We start from the raw sequence: 20,538 nt of genomic DNA on the forward strand, positions 1-20,538 counted from the left end.
TTCTAATTATTAGTACATTGATAACTTCCTATAGGAGAACCATCAGGAATTTTAGGCGATGAAACCGGTTTAAATTCGTCTGGATCCTTAAGAAAGTTTGTAATTTCTTGCGCAATATACTGCTCGTTAGATTCTTTTGAGGATTGATATTCAGATTTAACTGAACTTAAAATAGCAAGTACTTCTGCTTTTACCTGAGGAATTGCTTTTGGGTTTACATATAATTCCTTTAAATGACTCAACACACGATAATTAATTGTTTGTTGTACTTGCTGCTCATAGGCTCTTCTATGTTTTGTATAAAGGGTGGCTTCAAGTAATTGATTTAAAAAATCTGAAATAGATATTAAATTTGGATCCCAGGCGTGTTGTGCTACAATGCGATTAGCACGTTCGGCATTTAAGAGAAAATCTAATGTCATATCGGCGGCAGTTTCTGGAGCACCTAAGGGATCAAAAGTAATACCGGTGTTTCCTTTAAAACTCTCCCGATCTCTCCCGTATCCAAAAGCTCTGGGAGGAAATAACTTCAATTTATCTTGAGGAATACTTAGATATTCTGCATCAAGAGTTTTAAGTACTGCATCTAAAGCAGCTTGTTGTTCCTCATTAGAAACCATATTTAAAATCTCTTGCTTTGAATCTCCTTTAACGGCATAATTGTAGCGAAGTCCACCAATACTTTTTATAGCGGCTTCAGTTTGATATCTATGATAGAAATAAAGCGGTACAAAAACATCTTCCAACGTACTTAAGGGTTCGCCGGTACGTATATTGTCTATGCTAAAATTACCAATTGCAAAATTCCGTAGTTTTAAAACATCATTTAACTCTGTAGCTGCATTACCTCCATTATCCCATAAATGCGCATCAGGATGTGCTCCTGTAGCAGATCTGGAATCGCTGTCTGTAATAAATCGCAATCCGTCTCGCTCTGCATTTTCTAATAGAGAATTTAGATACCAGGACTCTGTCATTCCGCTTTCTACATCACTATAACTATACGCTACCGTTACTTTGTCCCAGCGACCTATACCTACTGCATAAGCATCACTAAAATCAATTTTATTTTCTTTTAATCGTATTGTAGGATGCGGATAATCCATTACAGAAGATCTATCAGTTACGCTTGCTGCAAAATTGTGAGCAAATCCCAGGGTATGTCCCACTTCGTGTGCTGCAAGTTGCCGTATGCGGGCCAGAGCCATTTCTAGCATAGGTTCATAATTGTCATCAGAAGTAGCAAAAGGTTTATTCATAAGTGCTTGAGCAATCATAAAGTCTTGTCGTATACGTAAACTTCCCAGACTCACGTGACCTTTTAAGATTTCTCCTGTACGCGGATCAACAACACTCGCTCCATAACTCCATCCGCGAGTACTGCGGTGCACCCACTGTATTACATTATAGCGTAAATCTAAAGGATCTGCACCTTCAGGAAGCATTTCTACCTTAAAAGCATTTTTATAACCTATTGAAGAAAAAGCTTGATCCCACCAGCGCGCTCCTTCTAATAATGCACTACGTACCGGTTCTGGTGTTCCCGGATCTAAGTAATAAATAATAGGTTCTACAGGCTCACTAATAGCCAGTTCTGGATTCTTTTTTGTTAAGCGATGTCTTATAATTAATTTCTTATCAATAGATTCTTGTACTGGCGCAGCATAATCTTTGTAACTGATATGAATTGCTCCAGAGCGCGGGTCAAACTTTCGAGTTTGGTAACCAACTTCAGGAAGTTCAACAAAAGAATGATGCTGAACCACAGATATTGTGGATGCATCTGGAGCTACAGACCGTAGGTTTCTTCCCTGAGGATCTCCTTTAAAGGTGAGCAATGCTTCAAATTCTACATTCTTTGGAAACGCTTTCGTATTTTTTAAGGCCAAAGCGCTTCGGTCTTTATCTAATTTATATACACCCTCGTTATTCGATTTTAAACGCTGAGCAACCCCGTGTGCATCTTCCATTAGAAAAGAAGTCAAATCTATAATATAGGTTTCTCCCTTAGTTTCTTTAATTTCAAAACCGTACAATACAGATTTTGCAAATGCTTCTTCTACAGATTCACGTTCGGCAGCATTATCTGTGATTGCTCTATAATCCTGATTAGGTTGTACCAGCAATAATTTATTACCTGCTTTAATAAATTTTACAATTGCTGTACCTCCCAGCTGACCCCGATCAAGACCTATATCATTAGAACCTATTCCACTTTTTAACGCGTGGACATATATAAATTCTTGATTGAGGTTTGCAACTTCCAGATAGATATTGTCTGTCTTTTCAGTATAATGAAATTTGAAAAAACCATCTTGAGTATCCACTTTGCCTAATTTCTCTAGAAACTGTGCTTGAAGTGTTGAAACTAGTAAGAGTAAAGAGAGCGTAGCTATTTTTTTCATAGATAAGATTAAGCTTTAAAATTAGCTAAATAATTCAAAAATAGTTCGTAGTCTAGAAAATAAAGCCTATTGAAAGATTCTCAATATTTTAATAAAATTATTTTTTAATCTGAATTAGAAGCTGAATAATTAAGATTTAATTATTAACAAATTACTGGATTATTGGTATTTTAACATCAAACAAAACCATGTATGTCAGAAACCCAAAACTCTATTTTTGCATCTTATGAAAAAGATTCAAAATTTTATGACGAGATTTTTGATGAGAAGGGAAATGTAAAGAAAGTGTATCAAACACTCTTTGATCTTTACAGCGGACACTCAAGTCAGGACTTTGCAAAATTAAATGAAAAAGCAAAGGCATCATTTTTTAACCAGGGAATAACCTTTCAGGTTTATAATGATAAAGAGGCAAAAGAAAAAATATTTCCTTTTGATCTTTTTCCACGTATCATAGGTCAAAAAGAATGGGATGTAATTGAACGCGGAGTTTTACAACGTAGTAAAGCGTTGAATCATTTTATCTGGGATATTTATCACGATAAAAAAATTATAAAGCAAGGGATTGTGCCACTCGATTTAATTAGTTCGTCTGAGAATTACTTACATCAAATGATAGGTATAGATCCTCCTGGGGGTATTTATAATCACGTTTCTGGCACAGATTTAATCAAACATTCTGATGGCAAATACTATGTACTTGAAGATAATATACGTTGCCCTTCTGGCGTAAGTTATGTGGTATGTAATCGTACTGCTTTAAAACGGGCACTTTTTGGGGTGTTTAATCATTATAACGCGCATTCTGTTACAGATTATGCTCAGAATTTATTGGAGATGATGGAGTCTGTAAAGCCGCGTGGTGTGGACGAACCTAATTGTGTGGTAATCACTCCCGGAGTTTATAATTCGGCTTATTATGAACATTCCTATCTAGCCAAGGCTATGGGAGTAGAACTGGTAGAGGGTCGTGATCTGTTTGTAGAAAATGATTTTGTTTATATGCAAACCATTCGGGGTCCACAGCGCGTAGATGTAATATATCGCCGCGTTGATGATCAATTTTTGGATCCGTTAGAGTTTAAACCGGAATCAATGCTTGGAGTTCCTGGTTTATTTTCGGCTTATAAAAATGGTAATGTTTGCTTAGTAAATGCGCCCGGTACCGGTGTGGCAGATGATAAAGCAGTATATACGTATATGCCTCAAATTATAAAATATTATCTGGGAGAAGAGCCCATTCTAAACAATGTACAAACCTATCACTGTAGCAGACCCGATGATATGAAATTTGTATTAGAAAATATTGATAAACTGGTAATTAAGCCAGTAGATGAAGCTGGTGGCTACGGAATCTCAATAGGAAATACACTTACTAAAGACGAAATTCAAAAAGTAAAGAAAACCATAATGGCTAGCCCACGTAAATATATTGCCCAGCCCATTATGAGTCTTTCTGTTCACGCTACGTACATCGAAGAAAGTGAATCTTTTGAATCGCGACACGTAGATTTAAGAACCTACTGCCTTTTAGGTGCAAATAAAGATTTTGTTCTCAAAGGCGGACTCACCCGCGTTGCTTTGAAAAAAGGAAATCTTATTGTGAATTCGTCTCAAGGAGGAGGATCTAAAGACACCTGGGTTCTTAAAAGTTAAACAAACAACCACTATTAGTTAGAAAATAAAAACTATGCTTGCACGAGTAGCAAATAATTTATTCTGGATGGGCCGTTACATTGAGCGTGCCGAACACTTAGCGCGCTATTTAAATGTGAACTATTTTTCGTCATTAGATGCTCCTAATGAAAAATCACAATCTCGCGAACTGGTGTTGCATTCGTTGCTTTTTATGGCAAATGGTCCGGTTCCTAAGGACTATGAATTAACTGAGCAAAATGTATTTTTTGATATCGGCTTAAATAAGGATGTCCCCTACTCAATAATAAATTGCGTTAAATATGCTCGTGAAAATGCCAATGGAGCACGCGATTTAATTTCAACAGAATTATATGAATCCCTCAATAAATTCTATCATTTTGTACTTAATTATGATGCTGATTTCTTTGTAAAAAAGGGACTATATGATTTTTCGACTCAAGTAGCAGAATCTACCGCGGTTTTACGAGGAAAAATACGTGGGACTTTATTGCACGATGAAGTCTATGCGATTATAATGCTGGGAGTAAATATTGAACGGGCTACGCAGGTAGTACGTATTATACAGTCTAAATATTACGATGCATTAAAATCTCAAGGAAGTTATGGAGATAAATTTAGTAAAAGCTATGAATGGGTAACCCTTCTTAAATGTATCGAATCGTATGATATGATGCGTCGGTACTATAAAAAAACACCTACAAGTATAAGCACTCTCGAATTTTTAATTTTAAACAGAGACTGTCCCCGCTCTGTTATGAACAGTCTTGTGCAGGTAAACAACCATATAAATCTAATAAGTAGAGATAAGCATCCTGAGCACAATTCTGCAGCATTTTTAATAGGTAAAACACACGCAGAATATTGCTACAAAACGGTAGATAAAATTGAAGAAGATGTGGAACTATTTATTGAAGAAATTCAGGATACACTTATTGAAATTGCAAAAAAAATAGAAAACGAGTACTTCAAATATTAACTGGAATAATCTGCGTTTTATTGGCTATTTTTGTCTGTTCCTAAACCCAGAAAAATTGTGGATTATATAATAAAATATAGAGCCGAAAATAAATACGAAGCTCAAGTAAATGAGGCGTTGTGGCAATTTCTCATTAAGCCTGAAGAGTCTGCAGACCAAACCATACGTGCGTCAGAATTCACAAATTCGTTAGGTGCTGCAGTAGAGGAATCGACAAACACCTACGGTTTTGAGATTGTACGTATTCATCCTAAAAAACCTTTTACTGAAATACTATTTGAAGCAAATTATTTGGTTCGGAAAGATCAGACAAATCCATTTTCTGCTTTAGACAATGTTGTAAACACAGAACACTACGCAGCTGTAGAAAGTTTAGATTTTAAAATTCGCTATGAACGTTTTTTAGGCTCTACAGAACTTACAATTCTTCCTTCAGGCAAAATCCCATTTATATTTGATAAACAACGGTCGATATTTGACAATCTTCAAGGTCTAAACACTTATATTTTTAAAAATTTTCAGTTTAAGCAGCAGGTTACTACCGTAACTACTACTCTCGAAGAATTTATAAACCAGGGACAAGGAGTTTGTCAAGACTTTACGCATTTATTTGTAGCCATTGCACGAGCAAATAATATTCCTGCTCGTTATACTTCAGGCTATTTGCATCAGGGAAATGGTTATTTTGAAGAATCACAAATGCACGCGTGGGCAGAATGCTATATTCCTGAAAAGGGCTGGCTGGGTTTTGACCCTGCAAACGATTTAATTGCTTTGCAAAATCATATTAAAGTGGCACACGGTAAAGATTATAATGACTGTGCACCCATAAAAGGAGTGATTTTTAGCAACTCTGCAAAAAATGATACAAATTATACCGTAGAAGTTATTGCTCGTAAAGAAAGTGAACCTGATGTATTTCATCCTTTACAAGAGTTTGAACCTCTTCCATTTAAGCAACAATTAGATATGCAATTGCAGTGGCAGCAACAGCAACAACAGCAGCAAGAACAACAGAAACAGCAGCAAACTTATACACCTTCTTAAGTTGCAGGCATTATACTTTTGATATAAAATAGTAACTTTCCACAAACAGGTTAACTATGGTAACTAGCGATCAGATCAAAGATCTTGTGCAGCGTACTGATGCATTGAAATTGCATTTAGGTATTGATCAGAAACGAATAGAGATACAAAACGAAGAGGAAAAAACCTTTGATCCTAACTTTTGGAATGATCCAAAAGAAGCCGAATTATTTATGCGTGCTCTACGCGAAAAAAAGAAATGGGTTGAAGATTTTGAAAAAGCGTTAAATCTTATTGAAGACGTACAAGTATTACTTGAATTTTATAAAGAAGGAGATGCCACAGAAGCTGAAGTTGTAAAGCAATATGATAGCGTGGTAAATCTTATTGAGGGCATGGAATTTAAAAATATGCTCTCTGAAGAAGGTGATGATTTAAGTGCTGTACTTCAAATTACAGCCGGTGCTGGCGGAACAGAGAGTTGTGACTGGGCAGCAATGCTCATGCGCATGTATTTAATGTGGAGTGAAAAAAATGGATTTAAGATAAAAGAACTAAACTATCAAGAAGGTGATGTTGCCGGTGTAAAGACAGTTACATTAGAAATCGATGGTCCATTTGCCTTTGGATGGTTAAAAGGAGATAACGGAGTACACAGACTAGTACGCATTTCCCCATTTGATAGCAATGGAAAACGACACACTTCGTTTGCATCTGTCTATATCTATCCACTGGTAGACGATACGATTCAAATAGATATTAATCCGGCAGATATAAATTGGGATTTTGCTAGATCTTCTGGAGCCGGAGGACAAAATGTAAATAAGGTAGAAACTAAAGCAATTTTAACCCACCACCCTACCGGAATTATCATTCACAATAGTGAAACACGCTCCCAATTAGAAAATAGAGAAAAAGCTATGCAAATGCTTAAATCTCAATTGTACGAGATTGAATTGAAAAAAAGACAAGCAGCACGTGACGAAATAGAATCTGAGAAGAAAAGTATAGAATGGGGTTCTCAAATACGTAATTATGTATTGCATCCTTATAAATTAGTGAAGGATGTGCGTACAGGTGCAGAAACCGGAAATACAGATGCTGTTCTTGATGGGGATATTGATTTATTTCTCAAGGCATTCCTAATGATGAGCGGTCAAAAAGAAACAAGTAACGAATTGTAAGATGTTAAAAATATACCACAACCCACGTTGTTCAAAAAGCAGACAAGGTCTTGCTCTCTTAGAAGAATCAGGAAAAGAGTTTGATGTAGTTAAATACCTTGATAATACACCCTCTTATATAGAGCTTGCCGCCCTAATTGGAAAATTAGGCATTAAACCTATAGAACTCGTTAGAAAAGGGGAAACCATCTGGAAAGAAAAATATAAAAACGAGAATTTTTCTGATAAAGAATTAATCGAATTGATGGTTCAAAATCCAAAGTTAATAGAGCGACCCATTGTCGTGCTTGACAATGAGGCTGTTATAGGCAGACCCCCCGAAAACATTAAGAAGTTGTTAAGATAGAGGTCCTTTCTTTTAACAGTATTTTAACCATTTTCACTTTAAACCTATTGCATTTTCATAGTCTAAGTTGCGAAACCAAAATTGACTATGAAAAACAAGCTTACTTTTTGCATGCTGTTTCTTTTTACAGCATTTGCATTTGCACAATCTAATGCATCAAAATTTGAAATTACAGGTACTGTTGTAGATAAGGATGCCGGCATCCCTTTAGAGTACGCCACGATTACCATTACAAATCCTAATAATGCCACAGATGTAGAAGGTGGTATAACAGATATGTCTGGTAATTTTAATGTTGCCGTTGCTCCAGGCAAATACACCATCAAAATTGAATATATTTCTTTTGAGCCTATTATTCTTAACAGAACCGTTACTGGTGATCTAAGTTTAGGTACTATTCAATTAGAATTTGCCGCTTCTAGCCTTGATGAAGTTACTGTTGTTGCAGAAACTACTACGGTTGATGTACGTCTAGATAAAAAAATCTATAACATAGGTAAAGATCTTACCACAGCTGGCGGTACTGTAGGTGATGCGCTTAATAATGTACCATCTGTTGCAGTAGATGTTGAAGGCGGAATAAGCCTAAGAGGTAATGAAAATGTACGTATATTAATAAATGGTAAACCATCTGCAATTGCAGGATTTGGTTCTACAGATGTTTTACGTCAATTACCTGCAGATGCTATTGAGCGTGTAGAAGTAATCACATCTCCATCTGCGCGATATGATGCTGAAGGTACAGCGGGTATTTTAAATATCATATTACGTAAAGAAAAAACACTAGGTTTTAATGGATCTATAAATACAAGTGTTGGAAATCCAGACCTTGCAAGTATTTCAGCAAACTTGAATTTACGTACAGAGAAATTCAACATTTTTAATACAACAGGTTACCGTTATACAAGTTCTCCTGGTAATGGATTTTTTGACACCAATTATTTATCTTCTGAAACTACAGATCCTACCTACGACCGTATTATTGAAGATCGAGATATTCAGCGCCTTAACAGAGGTTTTAATACAAACTTAGGTATTGAATATTACCTTACAGATATGTCATCTGTTACAGCTTCGGTATTTTATCGTAATGGTAATGATACAGATGAAACCACAAACCTTACTCAAAGCTTTAGAGATGCTTCTAAAGTTTTAGAAACAGAACGTGTTGAACGTTTAAAAGAAAAAGACGACAGCTACCAGTTATCTTTAAACTATATCAACAAGTTTAATGAAAATGGGCACCAACTTACAGCAGATTTTCAATATGAAAATAGTGAGGAAACACAAAATACACGTATCAATGAAGATATAACTTTTGATACTGAAGACACTACTCCAATTATCGGAGAGCGTTTATTTACTACTGAAAAACAAAAAGAATATTTAGTTCAGGCAGATTACGTTCTTCCTTTTTCTGAAGATTGGCAGTTTGAAGCAGGATACCGCGGAAGCTTTGAAAATGAGATTACAGATTTTAGCGTAAACCAGGAGCAAATCGCTAATTCAGGAAATTTTGTATTGAATGATACACTTACAAATATTTTTGACTATACTGAGAATGTAAATGCTGTTTACACGCAGATAGGGAGCAAATTTGGAAAACTATCGTTTCTTGCCGGTCTTCGATTAGAAAACACGCAATTAAAAGGTAAAATAGATTCTAGACTTACTGAGGCAGAATTGCAAGACATCTTCGGATTTGCAATCGATACTGATTTTGATAATGATTACTTAGGTTTATTTCCAACATTAAACCTTACTTACGAATTAAACGAACGTGAAAATATAACACTTGGATATAACCGTCGTATCAACCGTCCACGTGGTTGGTTCTTAAATCCGTTTCCAGACAGAGACAGTAGAAATAACGTATTCCAAGGAAATCCTAACTTAGCTCCTGCTTATGCAAATGCATATGATCTTGGTTACTTAAAAAGATGGGATAAATTAACTCTTACTTCTTCTATCTACTTTCAAAGAGAAACCGAATCATTTGAAGTGATTGAAGAGATCGTAGAATTACAAGGACAAGGAACAAACACAAATGGTAATACTGTTATACGTAGTATTCCTTTTAACTTATCTAGTAATGAGCGTATAGGTGCAGAAATAGGTATTTTGTATAATCCTATTAAATGGCTGCGCTTAAATGGTAGTTTTAACTTCTTCCAGTTTAATACAGAAGGTTTCTTTAATGATGTAGATTATAGTGCAAAAAATACTAGCTACTTCGCTCGTTTTAGCTCTAAAGTAACCTTACCGTTTCAAATTGACTGGCAAACAAATGCTAATTACAGAGGTGCAGCTCAAAATGCACAATCAGATACAGACGGAATTCTTTCAGTTGACTTAGCACTTAGTAAAGACGTTTTTGGAGATAATGCCACTGTCTCTATGAATGTAAGCGACTTGTTTAATGGTAGAAAAAGAAGCCAGTTCACAACAAATGATTTATTTACTAGAGATAGTGAATTTCAGTGGAGACAACGTCAAATAAATTTATCCTTTGTATATCGTTTTAACCAACGTAAAAATGAAGCAAAGAGAAATCAACCGGTGAATACCGATGACGAAGGTGATTTCCAGGGATAATTAATTCGATTCCTTTCATTCCTAACTTTAAAAAACCATTCAATTTATTGAATGGTTTTTTTGTTTTGTAAATTTCCCAAAACTAATAAATAAGGCTCTAGAGCCTCAAATTCTTATAAAAAATACTAAACCCTTTATTTCCCCTAAAATCGCTTAAACGATTAACTAAATCGATTAAATTAGCGTATTTAAATTTTTAGCTGTAAATTTCCAACGATATAGTACCCATTAAAAGATAAGTATGCAAACCGGAAAGGACTATCAGCAATTTGAAGATATAGATGTCGAGCAATTACCCGTATCTAAACATAAATTACATAACTGGACCCATTTTGCAGGATTGTATGCTGCTGAGCACGTAGCAGCTACAGAATTTGTTATAGGAGCAACCTTTGTAGCGCTCGGAGCGAAAACGATGGATATTATTATAGGTTTGCTCATCGGTAATATTCTGGCTGTGTTGAGTTGGACATTCATCACCTCTCCCATTGCCGTAGATACCAGATTAAGTCTTTATAATTACCTCAATAAAATTGCAGGTGATTCTATGACCAAACTATACAACTGGGCAAATGTTATTATTTTCTCAGTAATCTCTGCAGCAATGATTACGGTATCCTCTACTGCGGTACGATTCGTATTTGATATTCCACAACAACTGGATTGGTATCCTAATAATCTTTGGTTTGTATTGATTGTAATGTGCGTAGGTATTGTTGTTGTGTTGATAGCAATGTTTGGTTTTAAAGCCGTTACTGAATTTGCAGGAGTTTGTGCTCCTTGGTTATTTGTAATGTTTATAAGTGGAGCGATGGTTCTTTTACCCGCATTATCCCTAGATGTTTTAGATAGTACGTTGCCCGGGAGTTGGCAAGAACTAATCGCGTTAGGAAATCAGTCCATCTGGACAGGGATAGATAGTAATGGAGAACCGGGTATAGGTCTTGTTGAAGTAATAGGTTTTGCGTGGGCTGCCAATACTATCACACACTTTGGACTTATTGATATGGCACTTTTGCGCTATGCTAAAAAGAAGGTCTACGGACTTACAACCAGTAGCGGTATGATGTTCGGTCATTTTGTAGCCTGGATTTCTGCAGGTATAATGGGTGCCGGTGCTGCAGTAATTTTGGGTAAATCTATTGTAGAATTAGACCCAGGAGATGTGGCTTATTATGCATTAGGTTGGTCTGGTTTTGTTATTGTCATTATAGCTGGTTGGTCGACAGCGATTACAAATCTATATCGTGCCGGTCTGGCTGCTCAGGCTATCTTCAAAAGTCATTCAAGAAAGAAGACGACCTTAACCGTTGGCTTATTCACGGTTGTTATAGCCTGCTTCCCGTTTGTGTTTTCACAAATATTACCATTGCTAACTTATGCGGGATTACTAGTAGTTCCTGTAGGAGCCATTGTTTTTGCTGAACATCAAATCTTTCCGAGGATAGGTTATACGCGTTATTGGTCTTCTTTCAAGCAATTAAAATTTAATACTCCTGCAATAGCATCATGGGGAATAGGTTTAGTCTTTGGCTTCGGTCTTAATGCACTTAATGTGATGTCATTCTTTTATTTATTCATACCCACCTGGATTTTTACGATTATTATATACACCCTTTTAGCTGCGCGTTACGGAGCTAAAAAATCTTATCCTGAAGAAGAGCGAAAAGAGCAAGAGTACCAAGAAAGTATATCTAAATTTCAGGATGATAAAGCCGAATTAGAACCAGATCCAATTATTGACCGAAGTATATTTACAAAAATTCTAAATGTGGTGTCTGTGGTAGCATTAATAATCACATTAGTTCTTGCAGGCCTGGTTTTATTTGGCAGTGCTAATGAGAATAATTATATAACTAATAGAGCGCTATTTTATAAATATGCCTTTATATGTACCCTACTCTATTTTATAACAGCTTACTGGGCAACAAGACGAGTAAAAATTAAAAAAGAAAAGCATTAATGAAAAATTCAGTAACTCTAAATTTAAATAATATTGATCTACTTCGTGAACATCTATCTGTTCCAGAATATGATCCTAAATTTTTAAAAACAGGAATACTTCACGTAGGCGTGGGTGGTTTTCACCGTGCTCATCAAGCTTATTATTTAAATAAATTACACGAAGCCGATCTCAATCCAGAATGGGGAATTTGTGGTATTGGTTTACGAGAAAATGATAAGAACATAGAGGATGTCTTCAAAAAACAGGATAATCTATACACGTTGCTTGTAAAACACCCTGATGGTAAAAATGAAGCTCAAGTCATAGGATCGATCATAGATTTTAAACTAGGATATGGTAATCCTCAGGTAGCAATAGACAAGATGGCTCACCCAGATACAAAAATAGTATCTCTAACAATTACGGAGGGGGGTTATAATTTTAATTCATCAACCGGTGAATTTAATTTTGATAATCAAGATATTATTTACGAATTGCAAAACCCGGAGGATCCGCGTACGATATATGGCTATTTAACCGCAGCTCTTAAAAAACGTCGGGAGAATTCGTTACCGCCATTTACCATTATGTCTTGTGATAATATCGAGCACAATGGCGATGTAACACGTGAAATGTTACTAACATTTGCTAAGCGACAAGATAGTGAACTTGCTGAATGGATTGAGAATTCAGTAAGCTTTCCTAATAGTATGGTAGATCGAATTACTCCGGTGACAACTGCCGCAGATATCGAATTTTTAGAAAATGAGTACGGTATTAAAGATGAATGGCCGGTTACTTGTGAACCTTTTATACAATGGGTTATAGAGGATAATTTTTCTAACGGCAGACCTCAATTAGAAAATGTAGGTGTGCAGTTTGTTCCAGATGTTAAGCCTTATGAAAAGATGAAATTGCGTTTGCTAAATGCGGGACATTCTGTATTGGGGATTTTAGGAGCTGTATATGGATATAAGACGATCAATGAATGTATGGAAGACAAAGTCTTTTTAACTTATCTGAGATCGTTTATGGATCTAGAAGCTACACCGGTCTTAGACGAATTAAAAGGCATAAATTTAAATGATTATAAAGATAGCCTTGAAGAGCGATTTGCAAATCCTAATATTAAAGATAGTGTGAGCCGCATTTGCTCTGAAAGTGCTGCAAAACTTCCGAAGTTTCTAATTCCAACTATACAGGATAATTTAAAATCTGGTGGTAATATAGATTTTGGCACTCTTGTATTAGCAACTTGGTGTTATTATAGTGATCTGCAACAAGATCAAAATGGTGCTCCATTAGAAATTTTAGACACGATGAAAAATGAACTTCACGAAGCGGCTCAAAATACAAAAGAGGATGCCTTATCTTTTCTAAGACAAACTTCAGTTTTTGGTGATTTAGTTAATAATGATCGCTTTACATCAAGTTATACTAATGCTTTAGATAAAGTATATAAGAAACAAAACATCAGAATTATAATGTCTGATATGATATAGCTTACTATTTATATGAAATTTTAAACGCCAGATTATTTTCATAATCTGGCGTTTCTTTTTTTCGCTATTATAGTATTGGTATTTGATTTTAAAAGATGTTGAGTATCATTTTGTATTCGTAAATTACAAGGGAATACAAAATTATAGTCTTATGGATTTTAGTGATATCAACGCAATTTATATCAATTGTACTCTAAAAAAATCACCTCAAGAAAGTCATACTTCAACATTAATGAATGTCTCACAAGAGATTCTCAGGAAAGAAAATGTCTCATTTGAAGAAATACGCCTTATCGATCATGATGTTGCAAGTGGTGTTTATCCAGACATGACCGAATATGGCTGGGAAACCGATGAATGGCCTCAACTTTACAAAAAAATTATAGCAGCAGATATTTTAATTATTGGCACTCCTATTTGGTTAGGCGAGAAATCATCTGAAACTCAAAAATTGATTGAGCGCCTATATGCGATGAGCGGAAAAGTCAATGACAAAGGACAGCATGTTTTTTATGGAAAAGTTGGTGGTTGTATTATAACAGGAAATGAAGATGGAATAAAACACTGTGCAATGGGCATACTTTATTCTCTGCAGCATGTGGGTTACTCAATACCGCCACAAGCAGATTGTGGGTGGATTGGCAAGGTAGGACCGGGTCCTAGTTATGGAGACCAAGTTTGGAATGATGAAAAACTGAATACGCCAGTAGGTTTTGATAGTGATTTTACTAATAGAAATACTACATTTATGACTTATAACCTACTTCATCTCGCTTCTATGTTGAAGCGATATAATGGTTATTCAAATTATGGAAATTCACGTGAACAATGGAACAATGGGGAACGCTGGAATTTTGAAAACCCGGAATATCGTTAATATGCTAAGAAGATTATTTTTTTTTGTTTTTCTATTGACTATTGAAATATCGTACAGTCAGAAAACAGTTATTTTACCAGAAAAAAATATCGACAGTCTTTTTTTAAAAAAATTACCTGAAAAACTTAAAGAGTTTCAATTAGAGGATCTGGAAACCTCAAAAGACTCTTTAAATATTAGAATCTGGGAACAGCATACTATCTTCACTTTGAATTATGATTCTGGAGATGATGTCTCTGCTAACTATAAAATTTATGCGGGAGGTAAATCGCCAGTAGTCGCAACTAATACAATCGCCATTACCCAATCGCGTAAAATTTTTGATGAATTTAAAACTATAAGTTTTGAAGAACTCTCTGGAGATTCATTTCGCGGTTTAGACGGATTTTATATTTATATAGAAATTGCTACTAAAGATGATTACAAGGTCATTAGTTATTGGTCACCCTTTCACAGGTATTGTAAAGATTGTAATACGATACGTGAACTACATGATATTTTATCTGAAAATCTGGATACAGATAAATTAACAAGTAAATTTATCAATAGTTTAGAACCCGGTGGTTATACATGGGGAATGTCTAGTTTTCAAATTGATCACTTCTTAAATGAAGATGTCGATAAAACAGATTTTTATATAAAAGCTGAAAAGAAAATTAGGGATGAATTAAATATTACTGAAGAAACAAATCATCAAAACTTTCAACTTATTCTAATAAATAAAAAGCCCGCTAAAATTGCTGATTTAAATTCCTATACATTAGAAGATATTAAATCATATGCTATACTTGGAAAAGGGGCGATTGCTTTTTACGGCAGTTCAGGCCAAAATGGAGTTTTATTAGTTGAGACGAATTAAACGTATATTCGACAAGTTTATTCATAAAAAAAAGCCGCTCACTAGAGCAGCTTTTTTTATTATATATAATGTAATACTTAAGAATTCACATTATTAGCTTTCTTTTTTTCACGTATTTCTTTCATACGTTCTACAAAAGCACCACCAATCCAGTATGGAAGAATGGAAACTAAAAATATCATTAACCAGAAACCTATCGTTAAAATGGTTAAAAATGCTAAGAAGCCTAAGTATTGATCAAATTCGAACATAATATGGTTTTTGTCTTATGGCAAATTTAGCGATAATCTTCCTTAATATGCAATACAATTTTCAATTAAAACAGAGATTTATAACTACCCTATACTGCAGTTATTAAAGACAAACTATTATTTTTGTTCAACCACTAAAAAAATCATAATGGAATATAGAATAGAGAAAGACACGCTGGGCGATGTTAATGTACCGGCAGACAAATTATGGGGAGCACAGACTGAACGTTCTCGTAATAATTTTAAAATAGGTGCCGCAGCATCTATGCCTATTGAAATTATTTATGGTTTCGCCTACTTAAAAAAGGCTGCTGCTTACACTAATGCAGAATTGGGAGTTTTGTCTGATGAAAAAAGAGATCAGATTGCAGCTGTTTGTGATGAGATTCTAGAAGGGAAACACGACGACCAATTTCCGCTTGTTATCTGGCAAACCGGTTCTGGAACGCAAAGCAATATGAACGTTAATGAGGTAATTGCAAACCGTGCTCACGTTTTAGCGGGAAATACTTTAGGCGACGGAGGCAAAACATTACAAGCAAATGACGATGTGAATAAATCACAATCTTCAAATGATACGTTCCCTACAGGAATGCATATTGCTGCCTATAAGAAAGTAATGGAAGTGACACTTCCGGGAGTAATTAAGCTCCGTAATACGCTGAAACAAAAATCAGATGAGTTTCGTGAGGTAGTGAAAATAGGACGTACACATTTAATGGATGCCACTCCCCTAACCTTAGGTCAGGAATTTTCAGGGTATGTGTCACAACTAGATCATGGTATTAAAGCATTAGAACATACACTAGATCATTTATCTGAGTTAGCTCTGGGCGGTACTGCTGTAGGTACAGGATTAAATACTCCTAAAGGTTATGATAAACTTGTAGCAGAATATATTGCAAAATTTACTGAACAACCCTTCAAAACTGCAGATAATAAATTTGAAGCGCTTGCTGCTCACGATGCGATTGTAGAATCACATGGTGCTCTAAAGCAATTAGCTGTTTCTTTAAACAAAATTGCAAACGACATACGAATGCTGGCTAGTGGACCGCGCTCTGGAATTGGTGAAATTATTATACCTGCAAATGAACCAGGATCTTCAATTATGCCAGGTAAAGTAAATCCTACGCAATGTGAAGCTATGACTATGGTTTGTGCTCAGGTTATAGGTAATGATGTGGCTATCGCTGTGGGCGGAATGCAAGGACAATATGAATTAAATGTCTTTAAACCGGTAATGGCAGCAAACTTTCTACAGAGTGCACAACTTATAGGTGACGCTTGTGTTTCTTTTGAAGAACATTGTGCTGCCGGTATAGAACCAAATCACGTACGTATTAAGACGATGCTCGATAATTCATTGATGCTTGTAACAGCTTTAAATACCAAAATAGGTTATTATAAAGCTGCTGAAATAGCTAATACCGCACATGATAACGGGACTACCCTTAAAGAAGAGGCTGTAAATTTAGGATATGTAACCGCTGAAGAATTTGATGAGTGGGTTAAACCAGAAGATATGGTAGGTGAATTATAATCTAACCTATTATTTAAGATTAAAAAAAGGGAGATAGCTCAAGCTATCTCCCTTTTTTTAATAATATGATTTAAGCAAAATTTTACTTCTTGTAAAACTTCTTGTATTTAGGATATGCAAGTAGTGCAAAGAGTATAACACCGCCCATAATACTTAAGGCTCTATTTAAATTCAAAATATTATCTCCACTTGCGTAACTATGCAGTCCTGAAAGCCAGAAGTTAACTCCAAAGTAAGTCATTAAAATACTACCGTAAGCTAATATAGACATCAGGTTGAAAAACCATCTTCCCCGTAAACCAGGAACTAATCGCATGTGAATTACAAAAGCATAAACCATAATACTAATTAAAGCCCAGGTCTCTTTAGGATCCCATCCCCAGTAACGCCCCCAACTTTCATTTGCCCATTGTCCTCCTAAAAAGTTACCAATGGTAAGCATTACTAAACCAACAGTGAGAGCCATCTCATTAATAATGGTAAGCTCTTTTATGTTAAGCTCCATTTTTAATTTATTCTTTTCAGTGGTTAGAAGCATTAATAATAAAGAAACTAATCCCAGTATCATTGCTAGCGTAAACGGACCGTAACTGGCAACAATAACTGCCACGTGAATCATTAACCAATAACTATCCAATACTGGTTGCAAGTTTGCGATTTCTGGGTTAAGCCAGTTCATACTAGCCCCCCAAAGAATAAACCCGGCAACAAACGCTGTACTGGCAATGGTAAGCGAACTCTTTCTTCCGAAAGCTAAACCAAAAAACATGGTAGCCCAACCTACATAAAGAACAGATTCATAGGCATCACTCCAAGGAGCATGACCAGAAATATACCAGCGCCAGATTAATCCTAATGTGTGAAGAGCAAACAAGACTATAATTGCTCCTCCACCTATATTAACCATTAACTTAATAAAGCGATTTTCTTTAAAGATGCGAACAATCACAAATACAAACATGAAGACACTTGCAAGCAAGTACATCCAATATAGTTTAGTAAAAATATCATGTTTATTGTAATATACCTCTGCATCAATTTTCTCTTGAGAAGGCATAATCTCTGCTCCGTGCTTCTCTTGAAAGCTTCGTATACTTTTTAGAAACGTATCTGCCTTGTCAAAGTTGCCCGTTTCTTTACCCTCGCGTAATGCAGAAAAATATAGAGGTAAAATTTGCTTGGTGTATAAAGAATCCATTCCCTTATAACCGGCTTCATTTAATTCTGGATAAGAAACCCACTTATTATTATCGTCATTTATAAGCGGAAATATTTTGAGTATTTCACCACTCACCGCCCTACTCAATAATCCTAGACGCTCTGCGATATCTATAAAATCTTTATCAAAACTGTTTTTAACTTCTGCCTGATAAGCATTGGTTATGTATGCATCTAATTTATTACGACCTTGATTATCTAAAAAGTCAAGGGCATTTGCATATTCTTGATCTTTAGGAATACCTATGATAGTACGAATACTATCATTAGATGGCTTAAGGTAAATAATATCTACATTATACCAGAAAAACGGAGATTCTACCATAGAGAGAAAAACCTGATCTGCAGTCATTCCTTGGTATTTGTCACTTCGACTCAATTTACGCAATAATTTACTGGCAAATGAATTTACAGGCATCATACGACCCTTATCATCTTGAATTACAATTTTTCCAAACTTTGCTGCTTGCTCAGCAGGAATTGTATTTACTTTTAAGATAGAATCAATTTCAGATTGTGTTGGCAGCATGTGATTTTCTTCTTCTACCACTACTGTACCGGGAATGAAATCCTGAGGCTGTTCTTCTACCACTTCAGTATTCCCGTTTTCAACAACCACTTTTTCTTCCTGAGCATTAAGAAGATTTCCGCTAAGCACAAAAAATATAATAATTGCTGAAAGTTTAGCTTTTCTAGCCTTTACCTTATCCAGTCTAATTTTTAAATCCCCAAAGCGACTTCCCTTGTCAAATAATATAATCATAAGTCCTAGATATAATAAGAAGTAACCTATGTATGTAATCCAGGTTCCTACGGCATCGTGATTAACTGAAAGAACAGTACCCAACTCATCTGGACTAAAACTGGCCTGAAAAAATCGATATCCTTTATAATCTAAAACGTGGTTCATGAAGATATCATAATCAAATGCAGAATCGTCTCCTTCTACTACAGTAATTTTACTTTTATATGAGGAATATACATTTGTAGTACCCGGATATCGCTCTGCAATAAAATCATTTAATGTAATTGCAAATGGCAGTTCTATCGCTAAACTCCCAAAGTTGAGATGAAAAGTAAGGTCACCAACTTTTACAGTTTCCATCTCATTATTAAAACCTTTACCACCCAATAGACCTACAGTTTCTTCTCCCTGATCTGTTTTTACGGTAACAAATAAGGCATCAGACTGTCCTTTTTGCTTAGGAAACGATTCCACAATACCATTACGGCCTTTCATTACGGGTTCTGGAATTACAAACTGCATTCCACCTAATTGGTATAACGCTCTTAGTTGTAGTTCCTGAATAGTATCTTTTGCAACGTCAAAGTCGGCTTGTGTGGCCATAACTCGCGTGCTACCTTCAAAAGGTGTTTTAATCGTATAGTTTTCTCCATCAAAACCAATATTTATAGCACCTTCAGTAGGAGTATTCAAAGTAAAAAGTACATTGTGTATACTTGCTACTTTACCTTCTTCTATATAATGCTCGTGACGCTGACCGTCTCCAGCTTCAACTATTTTTAGTTGATTAAGACCATCTGTTGATTCTACAAGACCTTCTTCGGCTCCATCTATAAATTTTGAGAAAGAAATAGTAACTGGTTTCCCGGCAAAATCGGTTTCCCAGGTAAAATCATTATTAAGTCTGCTAGAAAGATTTAAATGTTTAGGATCTAACTTACGACGCATAGGCTCCCCATCTTTCTCTCCGTCAATAAAAACACTTAAATACGTTTTATCACTTAAAAATGTATTCTCAGTTTCACCTTCACGTATAGGCATAACACCTTCAAAACCAACATAACGCGTCCAGGCTGCTCCAAAAATTATTAGGATAAATGCTAAATGCAGGGTAAGTGTTGACCATTTCTCTTTGCGCCATAATTTAAAGCGCCAAATATTACCAACAAAGTTGATTATAAATAGTAAATGAATGAGCTCAAACCACCAAGCCTCGTAAACTAATTCGCGGGTGTACGGTGTTGGAGAAGTTTCTTGACCTGCATCAAGTATTGTTCCGGTGGCCATAGCCACTGCATAAACAATAAATAAAAGAGCCATTAATCGGGTGGAAAACAGGAAATCTGCAATACGTTTCTGCATGGTAAAAGTGCCATTTTTTTGATGGCGCAAAGTTACAAAACAAAA

At 35.5% G+C, this 20,538-nt stretch carries 14 protein-coding genes; 11 read left to right on the plus strand and 3 right to left on the minus strand.

Going from position 1 to position 20,538, the window contains the following annotated elements:
* Positions 1-2 precede the first annotated feature (2 nt).
* The gene (locus DSM00_RS05310) at positions 3-2,405 is read right to left on the minus strand and encodes a zinc-dependent metalloprotease (RefSeq protein WP_128756987.1); all 2,403 of its coding nucleotides are present in this window, start codon (positions 2,403-2,405) and stop codon (positions 3-5) included.
* Between the two features lie 192 nt (positions 2,406-2,597).
* Between DSM00_RS05310 and DSM00_RS05315 the strand changes: the two genes are divergently transcribed.
* The 10 genes from DSM00_RS05315 to DSM00_RS05360 all read left to right on the plus strand — a co-directional run bounded on the left by DSM00_RS05315 (position 2,598) and on the right by DSM00_RS05360 (position 15,374).
* On the plus strand, positions 2,598-4,061 hold the full coding sequence (locus DSM00_RS05315; RefSeq protein ID WP_128756988.1) for a circularly permuted type 2 ATP-grasp protein: 1,464 nt from the start codon (positions 2,598-2,600) through the stop codon (positions 4,059-4,061).
* A 34-nt stretch (positions 4,062-4,095) separates the two neighbouring features.
* The gene (locus DSM00_RS05320; protein WP_128756989.1) at positions 4,096-5,040 is read left to right on the plus strand and encodes an alpha-E domain-containing protein; all 945 of its coding nucleotides are present in this window, start codon (positions 4,096-4,098) and stop codon (positions 5,038-5,040) included.
* A gap of 57 nt (positions 5,041-5,097) precedes the next feature.
* Positions 5,098-6,087, plus strand: a complete 990-nt coding sequence (locus tag DSM00_RS05325; RefSeq protein ID WP_128756990.1) for a transglutaminase-like domain-containing protein — start codon at positions 5,098-5,100, stop codon at positions 6,085-6,087.
* A gap of 56 nt (positions 6,088-6,143) precedes the next feature.
* A complete protein-coding gene (gene prfB, locus DSM00_RS05330) occupies positions 6,144-7,250 on the plus strand; it encodes a peptide chain release factor 2 (protein WP_128756991.1) in 1,107 nt (368 codons plus the stop codon).
* 1 nt (position 7,251) lies between these two features.
* Positions 7,252-7,596: an arsenate reductase (glutaredoxin) gene (gene arsC, locus DSM00_RS05335; RefSeq protein WP_128756992.1), complete on the plus strand. Its 345-nt coding sequence runs from the start codon at positions 7,252-7,254 to the stop codon at positions 7,594-7,596.
* A gap of 87 nt (positions 7,597-7,683) precedes the next feature.
* Positions 7,684-10,191 carry an outer membrane beta-barrel protein gene (locus tag DSM00_RS05340; RefSeq protein ID WP_128756993.1) on the plus strand — a complete coding sequence of 836 codons (2,508 nt, stop codon included), beginning with the start codon at positions 7,684-7,686 and terminating at the stop codon, positions 10,189-10,191.
* Positions 10,192-10,432: 241 nt separating this feature from the next.
* Complete coding sequence (locus DSM00_RS05345) at positions 10,433-12,154, plus strand: purine-cytosine permease family protein (RefSeq protein WP_128756994.1); 1,722 nt, start codon at positions 10,433-10,435, stop codon at positions 12,152-12,154.
* Positions 12,154-13,638, plus strand: coding sequence for a mannitol dehydrogenase family protein (locus DSM00_RS05350; protein WP_128756995.1), 1,485 nt, complete (start codon positions 12,154-12,156; stop codon positions 13,636-13,638). The genes DSM00_RS05345 and DSM00_RS05350 overlap by 1 nt, the downstream gene beginning before the upstream one ends.
* A 151-nt stretch (positions 13,639-13,789) precedes the next feature.
* The gene (locus DSM00_RS05355; RefSeq protein ID WP_128756996.1) at positions 13,790-14,515 is read left to right on the plus strand and encodes a flavodoxin family protein; all 726 of its coding nucleotides are present in this window, start codon (positions 13,790-13,792) and stop codon (positions 14,513-14,515) included.
* Complete coding sequence (locus tag DSM00_RS05360; protein ID WP_128756997.1) at positions 14,448-15,374, plus strand: hypothetical protein; 927 nt, start codon at positions 14,448-14,450, stop codon at positions 15,372-15,374. Before DSM00_RS05355 ends, DSM00_RS05360 begins: the two co-directional genes overlap by 68 nt.
* Positions 15,375-15,451: 77 nt before the next feature.
* Here the strand turns inward: DSM00_RS05360 and DSM00_RS15510 are convergent, their stop codons facing one another.
* A complete protein-coding gene (locus DSM00_RS15510; protein ID WP_164916300.1) occupies positions 15,452-15,625 on the minus strand; it encodes a hypothetical protein in 174 nt (57 codons plus the stop codon).
* 148 nt (positions 15,626-15,773) lie between these two features.
* On the opposite strand from DSM00_RS15510, the gene fumC reads away from it, so the two are divergent.
* Positions 15,774-17,168 (plus strand): class II fumarate hydratase, encoded by a 1,395-nt coding sequence (fumC, locus tag DSM00_RS05365; RefSeq protein WP_128756998.1) that lies wholly within the window; start codon positions 15,774-15,776, stop codon positions 17,166-17,168.
* An 82-nt stretch (positions 17,169-17,250) separates the two neighbouring features.
* Here the strand turns inward: fumC and ccsA are convergent, their stop codons facing one another.
* A complete protein-coding gene (gene ccsA / locus DSM00_RS05370; protein ID WP_128756999.1) occupies positions 17,251-20,493 on the minus strand; it encodes a cytochrome c biogenesis protein CcsA in 3,243 nt (1,080 codons plus the stop codon).
* Between the last annotated feature and the right edge of the window lie 45 nt (positions 20,494-20,538).

Origin of the sequence: Leeuwenhoekiella aequorea (genome assembly GCF_004104375.1) — a bacterium.
In the GTDB taxonomy this organism is placed as follows: domain Bacteria; phylum Bacteroidota; class Bacteroidia; order Flavobacteriales; family Flavobacteriaceae; genus Leeuwenhoekiella; species Leeuwenhoekiella aequorea.

What these genes read in the sequence shown, in the direction of transcription:
- DSM00_RS05315 (WP_128756988.1), top strand. Translation starts at nt 2,598, where the DNA reads ATGTCAGAAACCCAAAACTCTATTTTTGCATCTTATGAAAAAGATTCA.
- DSM00_RS05350 (WP_128756995.1), top strand. Translation starts at nt 12,154, where the DNA reads ATGAAAAATTCAGTAACTCTAAATTTAAATAATATTGATCTACTTCGT.
- DSM00_RS05310 (WP_128756987.1), bottom strand. Translation starts at nt 2,405, where the DNA reads ATGAAAAAAATAGCTACGCTCTCTTTACTCTTACTAGTTTCAACACTT.
- ccsA (WP_128756999.1), bottom strand. Translation starts at nt 20,493, where the DNA reads ATGCAGAAACGTATTGCAGATTTCCTGTTTTCCACCCGATTAATGGCT.
- prfB (WP_128756991.1), top strand. Translation starts at nt 6,144, where the DNA reads ATGGTAACTAGCGATCAGATCAAAGATCTTGTGCAGCGTACTGATGCA.
- DSM00_RS15510 (WP_164916300.1), bottom strand. Translation starts at nt 15,625, where the DNA reads ATGTTCGAATTTGATCAATACTTAGGCTTCTTAGCATTTTTAACCATT.
- DSM00_RS05355 (WP_128756996.1), top strand. Translation starts at nt 13,790, where the DNA reads ATGGATTTTAGTGATATCAACGCAATTTATATCAATTGTACTCTAAAA.
- DSM00_RS05345 (WP_128756994.1), top strand. Translation starts at nt 10,433, where the DNA reads ATGCAAACCGGAAAGGACTATCAGCAATTTGAAGATATAGATGTCGAG.
- DSM00_RS05320 (WP_128756989.1), top strand. Translation starts at nt 4,096, where the DNA reads ATGCTTGCACGAGTAGCAAATAATTTATTCTGGATGGGCCGTTACATT.
- fumC (WP_128756998.1), top strand. Translation starts at nt 15,774, where the DNA reads ATGGAATATAGAATAGAGAAAGACACGCTGGGCGATGTTAATGTACCG.
- arsC (WP_128756992.1), top strand. Translation starts at nt 7,252, where the DNA reads ATGTTAAAAATATACCACAACCCACGTTGTTCAAAAAGCAGACAAGGT.
- DSM00_RS05360 (WP_128756997.1), top strand. Translation starts at nt 14,448, where the DNA reads ATGGAAATTCACGTGAACAATGGAACAATGGGGAACGCTGGAATTTTG.
- DSM00_RS05340 (WP_128756993.1), top strand. Translation starts at nt 7,684, where the DNA reads ATGAAAAACAAGCTTACTTTTTGCATGCTGTTTCTTTTTACAGCATTT.